A 2,294-nucleotide genomic window follows, 5' to 3' on the forward strand; every position below is an offset into this window, starting at 1 on the left:
GTGATAAATAAAGTAAAAGAAGTTATGATGTGAATCTATAGACATGATTAAAAAATAAATCTTTTTAGCTATATTAAGTAAAAATAAGTAAATGTGTATATCAAAAGTATGCGTTTTGTTATAAAATAGTTTTGCTATAAAATATTACATAAAGCCTTTAGTACTATAAACTGAAGGTGAAAATTATATATTAATTGGAACGAGGGGATTTTATTGCCTAAAACTGCACCTGTACTTATTTTTTCAAATAATAATTATCCAGAGTTAATGAAATTTAAGCTTTATGAAGGCTGCTATTTTATGCCTTCTAACGTAGCTGTACATACACAAATAAAAAACGCTGACTATTTAATAGACAGCAGTGGTTCAGGAGTATACAGAAGTCAATTTATTATGAACCCAAGCGACTGGGTTACTGCTTTAGAAGAAGCGGGTCATCATATTTCAGGTGACTTTATCGGTCGAGATATGCGAGGTTCATTGTGCGGATTTATCAGTAACAAGTCTGCTCAAGAAAGTATGATTATCCCAGATCCTTTTGGAAGCGCTATTGTCTTCTATTACCGCTCGCGTTCGATTACTGTTTTTTCAACGGATATTGACTCTATTGTTAATGTGCTAAGCAGTGTAGGTATTTCACTTCAAAAGTCTATGGACTACTTGAATGAAGTTATTGGAACAGGAAATGGAGGCTTTTTTGAATCAAGCTATGAAGAGATTCAAGCGCTTAAACCTTTTGAATATGTAACTTCTACTAACAATAGTTTCTCTATTAATGAATATAGCTGGAAACAAGATTTCTTCTCAAGTGATAAGTCATATGAAGAGCAGCTTGCGCTTGCTGTAGAAGAAATTAAAAATAACATAAAAGCCGTTAGCAACTATAAACATGCAGCTTACAAAATTTCTCATTTAACAGGTGGGTTTGATTCGCGCTTAGTATTGGCTGCTATACTAGGTACGGATTCAGGGCAATCTTATCGTTTCTTTTGTTCAGGCCGTCCCAATATGCCAGATCGATATACGGCTGAGCGATTATGTTCCGAATTTGGGTTAACAATGACGGAATACAATGGTTTTAATGCCTTACAGGCACCACAAACGCTAGAAGAAAGATTTTTATGGCCATTGGACTTCTCTAGCGGTATTCTTGCCGCGTCTCCGCACCGTTTTTATGAGACGAACTCGAATATTGTCCTAAGCGGCGGTTACGGTGAATGCTTTAGATCATTTTTTGGTTCAAGGGCAGAGCTAGAGCAAATTCATGATATTGATTCTTTAATGCCAACTTTGTGGGGGAAAATCTTTTTTGATAAAGATACAGATAATGCTTTACTGTCGGAAAAATTTAAAAAGCGCTTTTCGCAAAAGATTAAACAATTTTTTAATGATTGTCGTGAAAATGGCCTTCGTGAAGATGCATACTTGGATTATATGTATCTCGTAATTCGAAACAGATATTACGTAGGAGTGACTTCTCACCGCTGGAGTAGTTTTGGAGCGCGATTCGATCCGCTTTATACGCTAACCGGTATTAAGTGTGCCCTATCTGTTTCTCAAGAAATGCGTTCTGCCAATGTTGTTGGTATTGATCTCATGAATCGTCTATTCTCTGAGTTATCGACTTTGCCTTTCGATCGAGAAATTTATACAGAAACGTATTCTAAACTACGCGGAAATGTAACTATGAGAGAGTTTAAAAGTGAAAGACGTCCGCAATTTGCGCTAAGCGAGATGGTTAAGCCTGTTGAAGGAATGAAGTCTCCAAAGGCGTTGCCTGAACATATTGAAAGAGCCAAAAAGCTTAGAGCACCTCTTTGGCAAGTAGTTGAATTAGGTTCCGTTCAAGAAAAATGCTTGGAGTATCTATCCACAATGGAAACAAGAGAAATTGATGCGATGTTTAATCGTAAAATCTTATTTAGATTGCTGCGATCGCCAAATTTAAGCAGCAGAGTTCACATTCGCAAAGTATTTTCAGTTTATTCTATTCTCCTTTGGTATTTTGCTGAAAAAGAAACGCTGCAGCCGCAGGTTCAATCGTGAAAAAGTTATAAAATTAAATTGGGTAAGGGAAGAACTTTGTGTAAGGGAAGTCATTTAAATAATGGCTTCTTTTTTATGAAGAAATTTGCTTTGTAAAGTTACCAATATAAAAAGAATTATGAAAAGATTTCATGACTAAAGTTGCGGTTATAAATAACTATAAGTTGGTATAATTAGCTGAAAAGTTTAAATTGAACTTATAAGAGGGGGCTAATAACGCTAGAGATGTTTATTGAGGTCAACTAAAT

General features: G+C 35.4%; 1 protein-coding gene. It reads left to right on the top strand.

Going from position 1 to position 2,294, the window contains the following annotated elements:
- The first annotated feature begins 213 nt into the window (after positions 1-213).
- A complete protein-coding gene (locus RB298_RS06750; protein ID WP_486046490.1) occupies positions 214-2,046 on the top strand; it encodes a hypothetical protein in 1,833 nt (610 codons plus the stop codon).
- Positions 2,047-2,294 lie beyond the last annotated feature (248 nt).

This window comes from Priestia sp. BR_2 (assembly GCF_041954005.1).
Lineage (GTDB): Bacteria > Bacillota > Bacilli > Paenibacillales > Paenibacillaceae > Paenibacillus_AQ > Paenibacillus_AQ lautus_A.